Origin of the sequence: Bartonella rattaustraliani AUST/NH4 (assembly GCF_000312565.1) — a bacterium.
GTDB classification, from domain to species: Bacteria; Pseudomonadota; Alphaproteobacteria; order Rhizobiales; family Rhizobiaceae; genus Bartonella; species Bartonella rattaustraliani.
On record NZ_CALW02000080.1, the window covers coordinates 1 to 9541 of the forward strand.

The following is a 9541-nucleotide window of genomic DNA, read 5'->3' on the forward strand; positions in this document are numbered from 1 at the left end:
GTGTTCGAATCTCCTAATATCTTCACTAAACCAACTACCTAATGTATGAGGAGAATTTTTTATAATCACTTCTAAACAATTATTAGCGTGTTTTTTATAGCAGTCAAAAACACCTTGAGGTATAAGGCTGTCATTATCAGATTTAAACAACAAAATATCACCATAAAATTTTTGTAACTGTATTGCAGAATTATTATGCTCCCAACTTTTAGTTTTTCTAATAGCATCACTAAATTCAGAGTTAAATGGTAAATTAAATGCATCAATTGAATAAAAAGCTGGATCAAATAAAATTGAATTTTTTATTTTCGCATATTCAGGAAGTACATTTAAAATTATTTTCCCTGCCATACTAAAAGCAAATATACTTATATAATCATAATTTCCTTGCTATAAATCTAATACCCCTTTCAATTGCCGTGTTTTTTTGCTAATTGATGAAATCGCGTAATTGCTGCTATCACCATGCCCCGAAAAATCAAAAGAAAGACAGTGCTTGTGCTTAGCTTGCAAATATTTGCAAATAGGTTCAAATAATTTTTGATTTGAGGAGCCAGCACCATGTACAAATAAAACCAATGACTTTGAATTAGCCTTATATTCTCTGATTGCAATTATCTCATTTTCAAACTTAACTCTTTTATATAAAAAGCACATTACTATAATACCTTGAGGTCTAGGGAGATTTCTAGTTGTTTACAATTTTTAGGTCGCTTTACCTTTTCTGTTTCATGGTTAGGCAGATTTCGTAGAATCTCTATAAATAATCATATAGCTTGCTCCGTCTATACTTATGCTTAAATCCCTAAAATCTATTAATGTTATTTCTACTCAAAATGGAAAATGTAAATAACTTTGTTATCGCTTAAGCCTTTAAATTAATTTAATAAAAAATTGTTTTAAAAAAATCACTGACAAAATTAGTAGAATCCAACAAAAGCTTCAAAGCCATTGTTATACTAATCGTAATCAATAAGGGCTTAATAAGTTTAGATCCAAATTTAACAGCAAATCTTGCGCCAATTTGTGCTCCGATTACGGCTCCTATTGTCATTGCAAGGGCAATAGGAAATATAATAGCCCCATTAAAAAGGAATACAAATAAAGAACCTAAGTTACAAGAAACATTAGATAATTTAGTATAGGACATTGCAGTGATTAATTTCATTCCTAACAAATAATAAAACCTATTAAGAAGAATGAGCCCACTCCTGGTCCAAATATACCGTCATAAAAGCCTAAGATGGGCGCAATTAACAATCCAAAAATAAAAAAGTAATTTTTTGGCTTACCGTTAATTTCATCTAATTTAGATGATTTTGCAAAATATATAGCAACTATTATTAATACAATAGGAACAGAAGTCGTTAGAACCGATTTTGGCAACAAGCTTACACAAACAGCACCAATAACCCCGCCTAAAAATGCCATTCCAGCAATCGGCAAACCTTGCCTCCACTCGATCAGTCCTTTTCTAGCAAAAACGATCGTTGCCGATAATGTCGCAGAAGCCGCCTGAAGCTTATTTGTTGCTATAGCTGCAACTGGATTCACGTCAGCCAGCAATAAAGCGGGTAGAGTTATGAGTTCACCACCGCCTGCTATTGCATCAATAAAACCGGCAACCATTGCAACTATAGCGAGTATAAATATATAGATCCATCGTTATCCTTTAACGATTAGTGGCTCTTTTTGTATTTCAATATAATCAATATCATCACGATAACCGAATAGTCTTATAAGCAGTCTGCGATTATCCTTAACAATATCTCGACAATGTGTAGCCCTAGTATTGTTTATAATTAAAGTCGAATTATAATTAAGATTAATTTTAAATGGCTTGGAATTTACAACTATTCTTTCAAATTTTGAAAAACTCGCTTTAATAAAATCTGAAGCCTGATCATTTACTGTAAACCTATATGAATTATACTTTACACCATATATTCCATGCTTATTTATTTTTAATATTGGGGTCTTTGAACCTCCAGAACCTTTACCGTCAGTAAAAGTTTCACTTCTAGTAAAATCAAAACTAGGTGTAGTTAAAGCAAAAATCTCATCCAATGTCAATTTACCAAGTATATCTTCGATGGGGATCACACTCGTTGGTTCAGATAAGGGATTTCACAAGGCTGTTAAAATTAGGGAAGAAGGGCAGGAGAATGTTCGTCTTTAACTTCTAATGCTGTGTAATAAGACGCTTTAGTGTGGGCACCTAATGAAACCTCCGAATGTGAGCTTTTGTCAACATTTTCTTTTACCTCAATCTCATTTAAGCCTTCCCCCTTAAAATTAGCGACTAATCTAGTAATTTTTCCGTAATTATCAATGTCGTATGCAAAAGCAATTTGGTTAATCAGTGCTAATAAAATTTGAGAGCGAGCAGCTAATTTTAAGACCTCAAATTCTTTATTCTAACTCATCCACGGGTAAAAGAGAATAAGGAACAGGCGGGGCATTATCTTGTGACGGAAAACTATTTACGACAAAAAAACTGATATTCTGTTGTATAAATTCTTTTATAATATTTAATGAAGCCTCCTTAAAGCTTATTTACCGTCGTTTAGCAGGTGTGACTATTGAACATTTAGATTGGTTTGAGTTTATCAGGCGCTATGACCGGAAGAACACCTTGTTTTACCTTGATCCGCCTTATTGGGGTGCTGAGGATTACTATGGAAAGGATTTGTTTAAGCGAGAGGATTATCAAAGGATGTCCGCACTGCTTGCACAATTAAAGGGGAAGTTTCTTCTGTCTCTCAATGATGTGCCCGCGATCCGCAAAAGCTTTAGCCCATTTAAGATAAAAGAGGTCACCACTTCTTATACCTGCTCTTCATCAAATAAGCCGACTCCGGCTCAAGAGATTATCATCTCAAATTGCGATTTTTAGTAAAGGAGAAAAAGCTGCCTTAAAGGGGCTTTAAATGATCTTTGAAGACCCTTTGAAAACCCTTTTAATTTTTTTTAAAAGACGTGAATTTTAAAAATGAATTGCTGCAAAACCTGGTGTCAAATTATGCAAAATCTGCTGACAAGCTACAGCTGTAACGGCCAGGGCGATTTTAGCGTAGATGAGTTTGGAAAATGTCAATGGCGGAGAGAGAGGGATTTGAACCCCCGATAGAGTCGCCTCTATGCCGCATTTCGAGTGCGGTGCTTTCAACCACTCAGCCATCTCTCCTGACAAAAGTGCAATAATCTCACACCATTTTAGTGTCCGACGGGTAGATAACCTTCTATTGCTTTTCATACAACCCTTTTTTGTTTTTTGCAGGACTTTATTGACAAAGAATAGAAATTCCGTCATAGTCATATATGCAAAGTATAAGCGTGGAGAAATCTGCGCATATTTTTGTTTGGGAAGGTGCTTTTATCCTTCCGTTGAGGATTATCAAAGACTGATAAAAAGCAGCCTATTTTCTCTTACATTTACAAAAAAGAGGTTAAATAAGAGCTGGAGTGAACGAAAGGATAAAAAATGTTCGCAGTCATTAAAACCGGTGGGAAGCAATACCGCGTTGTTGCTAACCAGAAGGTAAGAGTTGAAAAAATTATTGGCAATACTGGTGATGTTGTCGAATTGAGTAATGTCTTGATGGTTGGACAAGAAGGGAATGCCGTTATTGGTGCCCCTTTTGTCACAGATGCTTTAGTGACAGCTGAAATTGTAGAGCAGACGCGTGGACGTAAGGTTATTGCATTTAAGAAGCGTCGTCGTCAAAATTCAAAGCGCACACGGGGACATCGCCAAGAAGTAACAACACTTCGTATTTTAGAAATTTTAATGGGTGGTTCAAAGCCTAAAAAAGCAGCAGAAAAACCAATTAAAAAAGAGGAATCTGCTCCTTCAAAAGAAGCTGCGAAAGAAGTGAGCGCAGCTGCTCCTGTTAAGAAGGCGAGTAAGAAAACAACTGAAAAAAAAGTTACAGTGCAGAAGAAAACTGCTGCCTCATCAAAGAATAAAGAAGATTAAAGGAGAACATTCATGGCACATAAAAAAGCTGGTGGTTCCTCGCGTAATGGTCGTGATTCAGAGTCGAAACGACTTGGTATTAAAAAGTTTGGGGGTGAAGCTGTTATCGCAGGGAATATTATTGTTCGTCAGCGTGGTACATGCTGGCACCCTGGTGACAATGTCGGTATTGGGAAAGATCACACCCTTTTTGCACTTTCAAATGGAACTGTTTCTTTTCGTAAGAAAGCGAGTAATCGTTCATATGTCTCCGTTATTCCGGTCGTAGAAACAACGAAATAAGCTATATTATTTCTGCAATAGACCCGTATTTTGTTGAATTTCAGTTTTGAAATTCTTTAACATGATAAAGGAAAGGTAGGATGCTATCTTTCCTTTTTTGTTCTCTATGATATAACTGGAACTGAAAATATTGAGGTGATGAGACTTACTGATAAGCGGTGTATGGTGATAGAAAAAGCCATTTATTTTCGAAAATTTTAGAGTCGTTTTGGAGAGTCTTTGTGCAACTATTTTGGTGAATCTATCCCCGTTTTTGGATATTTGTAATATTCCTAGTTACGGGTAAGATTGTTTGTATAAGAGAAAAAGAATATGGATAGAAGAGTATTTACCAGTTTTTTTACACGAGATGTGCGGTGGGGGAGATTTCAATAAATTTAGAGTGAAGTTGTATTCAACAGCTGGCGTACAATCCGTTACATAAATTGTATTTTAGGGGCTGTCTATTATTGAGGTACTATGAAAGTAAACTCTGTCGTATAAAAGCAAAAGCTGAGGGAGAGTGTTATTTACTGAGGTATCTTGCTGATATTGTTTTCAAACCACCTAAAAATGAAGATCATGTGTGAAGCTTTTTTAATTTTAAATGTTGAGAATGTCACTTTTTAGAAGAGATATTTCTTTGCTGGTATGTAACAAGGAATACTCTGTGGTTGTGATCTTTATTTGAGAAAGGAAAGCTTACAATATCGTTAAGGTTTTATCTTAAGGATTTTATATCATAAGATAGTCAACTCCGCAGATTTTTAAGAGTGCAGATTACGTGTAAAGATTTGTGATCATGTACTACATGAAAAAGAAGCAAAAGGGGATTGCTTCATTGGAGGGAAAACAGTGAAAATATCAATGAAATTACAGATGGTTGGGGCGTTATTTTCTTTTATGAAGAATCAGACCAAATGATATCGAGTAACGCGAGATGGTAAGAGCATTTTTTAAAACAGCTTTTCAATTCATGAGGTCTGTAAAGATTGAGGCATTGATTTTTGTGAAATAGAGTAAAAATCATATTTTCTTATGATACTTTTTCACCTAGGAGTGGTGATACTTGAAATCATTTGATCGATTATATTGCGATGTTGAAACGTCTCATGAGATTATAGCTCATATAACAAAGAAAAATTATGGTGCTCTTTGTACTTTGTATTTTGAAAAATACAGTTTTGAAATAAAATTTATCAAACATCTTCATATTCAAATGTAAGATGGTTTAAACTCATTATGAGCGCTGAGGAAGTAAACGCAATGAATGCAGATTTTGATGATAGTGAAATTTTGTCTATAAAGTCTGTACAACTGGCAGCTGCTTTTGACCATAAAAATGACGCGATTCATGCTGCTGCTGAATTGCTTGTACAAGTTGGTGCAATTGATAAATGTTACCTAGAAAGCATGCTAAAACGTGAAGAAATCACGAATACTTGGCTTGGAAATGGTATAGCAATTCCCTATGGAATGGTTGAAAGTTGTGATTTGATTATCAGAGATGCTATTGCTGTTATACAGATTCCTGCTGGTGTTGAATGGTGGGAAGGAAATAAAGCACGTTTAGTTATCGCCATTGCAGCTTCTCCAGATCGCTACACACAAATTCGCAAACAATTGACTCCTCTTTTATTTGATAAAGAACGACTTGAAGCACTTTTGACAACAGTAGACAAACAACAAATTATGACAACTCTTTTTGATCATCACATGAAGATGGAAAAAACTTTTAGAGATGATCTTTCAATATCTCAGAAATGGACTTTAGATTATCCAAGCGGTCTTCATGCACGTCCAGCTTCTCTTTGGGCTGACTTTGCAAAAAAAATTTCAAGCTCTATCAGAGTTCACCATGGTCAGTATACCGTTGAAATGAAAAATCTGATTGGTTTATTGCAATTAGGAGCAAAAAACGGTGATGTTCTCATTTTTTCGACTGATGCTGCAGAAGGTGAGCAACTTCTCAAAAATGTAATTTCTGTCGTGAAGAAAGTAAGTATCAATGAAAAATGTATAGCGAAAGAAACAGAATCTCAAACAAAGATTTTTCATAGTTGGTATCCGCGTTACAGACAAAAAGGCATTTCTGGGGTTGGAGCAAGTTCAGGGCTGGCTTCCGGCAAAATTTTTATTTTACGAAAAAATGATGTTTCTATCATAGATGATCCAATAGATTTTGTAGCTGGTGCCACATGTCTTGAAAGTGCTCTTACAAAAACGAAACATAAAATGGCATCCGTTATTGCTGACATTACAATGCGTATGGGAGCGGATTCTGCTGCAATCTTTTCTGCACAAATGATTTTGCTTGAAGATGAAAATCTGATAGCGCAAGCTTTTCGTTTTATAGCAGAAGGTCATGGTGTTGCGTGGTCTTGGAATAAAGCAATTGGGCAATTTGCAGACATGTTTTCTAAGGTAAACAATCCTTTATTAGAAGCGCGTGCTGTGAATCTCATTGATGTTGGTCGCCGTGTTTTAGGCGAAATTCATCCATCATATCGATCATTCTTTTTAGATGATATTCCGCATGATATTATACTCGTTACAGATGATCTCTCTCCTTCTGATATCACTCAGCTTGATTGTACAAAAATTCAAGGATTAGCAACGGCATGGGGTGGTCCCTTGTCTCATACCGCTATTTTGGCACGCACTCTTGGTATTCCAATGGTTGTTGCTACAGGCGCTGATCTTTTAGACATTGACTATAATATTCAGGCTATCATTGATGGCGATAATGGGTTCCTTTATCTTGATCCTACTCCTGAAGATGTTGAAGATGCACAAAAGCATATGAATCTTATTACACAAAAGCATGACAATGAAAGACGCGCATATAAATTGCCAATGCAAACAACAGATGGTCAAAAGATTCGTATCATGGCTAATATCAATGACGCAAATCAAATTCCAGTTGCATTCAGTTTGGGAGCTGAAGGTGTTGGTCTCATGCGGACAGAATTTTTGTTTTTGGATAGTCCACATATTCCTAATGAAGAAGAACAATTTTATGTGTACCGAGCAATGATTACAGCCGTAGGAGATAAACCATTAATTGTTCGTGCACTCGATATTGGTTGGGACAAACAAGTTACACATTTACATTTATCTAAAGAGGATAATCCCTTTTTAGGTGTTCGGGGAACACGGCTCTTGTTGCGTCGGCGTGATCTTTTGATTCCTCAGTTGCGTGCTTTGTATCGAGCAGCAAAAGAGGGTGGGGATCCATGGATTTTGTTTCCAATGGTTATGTCTGTTTCAGAGATTTTTGCGATAAAAAAGATTACAGAAGAAATTAGCAACGATATTGATGCACCAAAATTAAAAATCGGTGTTATGATTGAAGTTCCGGCTGCTGCAATTATGGCAGATGTTTTGAGTGCTTATGTTGATTTTTTCTCGATTGGAACGAATGATTTAACGCAGTATACAATGGCTGTTGATCGGCAGAACCCTTATCTTGTTTCTGAAGCTGATAGTCTTGATCCAGCAGTTTTACGCATGATCCATCGGACAATTCAAGGTGCAGAAAAACATAAATGTTGGGTTAGCGTGTGTGGTGGTATGGCTGGAGACCCTTTTGCAGCAATGATTTTAACTGGATTGGGGATTCATGAACTTTCCATGATATCTGGTGATATTTCTTCAGTTAAAGCGTGTTTACAGACACATAGCCTTGAAGATATGAAAATTTTAGCCCAAAAAGCATTACAGTGCGAAACTGCACAAGCTGTACGTGCTCTTAGAAACGGTATCATGTAATGCATGCAACTTTCAGGAAAATTTGTCAGTCCTAATTAATTTCGTCAAGTCGTTATATTATAAATCATTTTTATTGAAATGACATTTATTATCCGCGTGAATTACATTCTAACTGTAAAGATTAAGAAATGAATGGCATTATTTATCCTGCTTATTTGCATACAGTGCATGATAATAGATGAAGAGCAATATTTCATGATTTTATTTTAAGAAAATATGAGCAGCATATCAATTTTAAGATAGTATTCTTTAGGTGTGAGAAGCTGTGAGGGTAGGCATAAAAATTGCAAATTTATGATGATCCAGTTCTTGTGTTTTGATGATTACCCATGGAAAAATTGTCTTCTAAAGAAAAAAGATGTGTTTGTTATTCAACAAGCATCGTACTATTTTGATAAATAAATTGTTTTTTGGGGTTTCAATGTATAGTTTAAGCTTGCACGTTATTTCTTTCTGGGTATAGTGCAAAGCTCTGGAGAGGTGGCCGAGTGGTTGAAGGCGCACGCCTGGAACGCGTGTATATGGGAAACCATATCGAGGGTTCGAATCCCTCTCTCTCCGCCACAGCGCTTTTATAGCGCTGTAAGTTATTGATTTTTGTAGCTGTATGTAGCTTGTCTGTAGCTTGTCAGCAGGTTTTGCAGAATTTGACACTAGGTTTTGCAGCAATTCATTTTTAAAATTCACGTCTTTTTAAAAAAATTAAAGAGGTTTTCAAAGGGTCTTCAAAGGTCTTTCAAAGGGCGTTTTAAGATGCATAATTTTGGGTGAGAGCCTCTTGGATTTTTTCTAAGATATTACCGATTATCTTCTCTCTTCCAGATTGCTAAAGCGTGTAAAATCGGATTGAAAGGCAAGAGGAACGACGCCTGTCGGACCATGACGTTGTTTGGCTATAATAACCTCAGCTTTGCCCTTGGCTTTCTCCATTGCCTCTTGCCATTTACTATACTCAAGGGAGCCTCCTTTGGGTGCTTCATTTTTGAGATAATATTCTCCACGATAAACAAACAGCACAACATCGGCATCTTGTTCAATGGAACCTGATTCTCGTAGATCGGCAAGCTGGGGACGTTTATCTGTTCGGTTTTCAACTTGGCGTGAGAGCTGTGAAAGAGCAATAATGGGGATATTGAGTTCTTTTGCCAAAGCTTTAAGCTCCATGGTAATCGCTGTGATTTCTTGAACGCGGTTTTCTGAAGAACGTTTTGCGCTACTTGTCATTAACTGGATATAATCAATGACTAAGACACCCAAACCATGTTGGCGTTTGAGACGCCTTGCACGGGCGGATAATTGGGCAAGGGAGATACCACCAATTTGGTCGATATAAAGGGGTATTTTTTGTAAATGATGCGTTGCACGAATAATTTTGCTCAATTGCTCTTCTGAGAGATTGCCTCGTCGAATATCACAAGAAGAGACCTCTGTTTGTTCAGAGATAATACGGGTTGCAAGTTGTTCTGATGACATTTCCAATGAGAAAAAGCCAATAATCCCTTCTGCATGGTCTTGCGAGGGATCTTTGAT

At 36.4% G+C, this 9541-nt stretch carries 7 protein-coding genes, 2 tRNA genes and 1 pseudogene; 5 read left to right on the plus strand and 5 right to left on the minus strand.

What is annotated here, in order from left to right; genetic code table 11:
• The 3 genes and pseudogenes from BN67_RS10230 to BN67_RS14640 all read right to left on the minus strand — a co-directional run.
• On the minus strand, positions 1 to 351 hold a 351-nt coding region (locus BN67_RS10230), incomplete at its 3' end, for a hypothetical protein (protein ID WP_019223986.1).
• Positions 352 to 883: 532 nt separating this feature from the next.
• Positions 884 to 1629: pseudogene (locus BN67_RS15445) on the minus strand (TSUP family transporter).
• A 36-nt stretch (positions 1630 to 1665) separates the two neighbouring features.
• Complete coding sequence (locus tag BN67_RS14640) at positions 1666 to 2067, minus strand: Fe(II)-2OG oxygenase family protein (RefSeq protein ID WP_202802740.1); 402 nt, start codon at positions 2065 to 2067, stop codon at positions 1666 to 1668.
• Positions 2068 to 2497: 430 nt separating this feature from the next.
• Here BN67_RS14640 and BN67_RS10250 point away from each other — a divergent pair, with 430 nt between their 5' ends.
• Complete coding sequence (locus tag BN67_RS10250) at positions 2498 to 2896, plus strand: DNA adenine methylase (protein ID WP_156791667.1); 399 nt, start codon at positions 2498 to 2500, stop codon at positions 2894 to 2896.
• A 201-nt stretch (positions 2897 to 3097) separates the two neighbouring features.
• On the opposite strand, the gene BN67_RS10255 is transcribed toward BN67_RS10250, so the two are convergent.
• A tRNA-Ser gene (locus BN67_RS10255) sits at positions 3098 to 3187 on the minus strand.
• A 297-nt stretch (positions 3188 to 3484) separates the two neighbouring features.
• Between BN67_RS10255 and rplU the strand changes: the two genes are divergently transcribed.
• From rplU to BN67_RS10275, 4 genes are all read left to right on the plus strand, one after another.
• Positions 3485 to 3979, plus strand: coding sequence for a 50S ribosomal protein L21 (gene rplU / locus BN67_RS10260; RefSeq protein ID WP_019223990.1), 495 nt, complete (start codon positions 3485 to 3487; stop codon positions 3977 to 3979).
• A gap of 12 nt (positions 3980 to 3991) precedes the next feature.
• Positions 3992 to 4261, plus strand: a complete 270-nt coding sequence (gene rpmA, locus BN67_RS10265; RefSeq protein WP_019223991.1) for a 50S ribosomal protein L27 — start codon at positions 3992 to 3994, stop codon at positions 4259 to 4261.
• A 1245-nt stretch (positions 4262 to 5506) separates the two neighbouring features.
• Positions 5507 to 8011, plus strand: coding sequence for a phosphoenolpyruvate--protein phosphotransferase (gene ptsP / locus BN67_RS10270; protein WP_019223992.1), 2505 nt, complete (start codon positions 5507 to 5509; stop codon positions 8009 to 8011).
• A gap of 474 nt (positions 8012 to 8485) precedes the next feature.
• Positions 8486 to 8575: transfer RNA gene (locus BN67_RS10275), tRNA-Ser, on the plus strand.
• A gap of 240 nt (positions 8576 to 8815) precedes the next feature.
• On the opposite strand, the gene BN67_RS10280 is transcribed toward BN67_RS10275, so the two are convergent.
• Positions 8816 to 9541: DnaB-like helicase C-terminal domain-containing protein (locus BN67_RS10280; protein ID WP_019223993.1), on the minus strand; the 726-nt coding region annotated here is incomplete at its 5' end.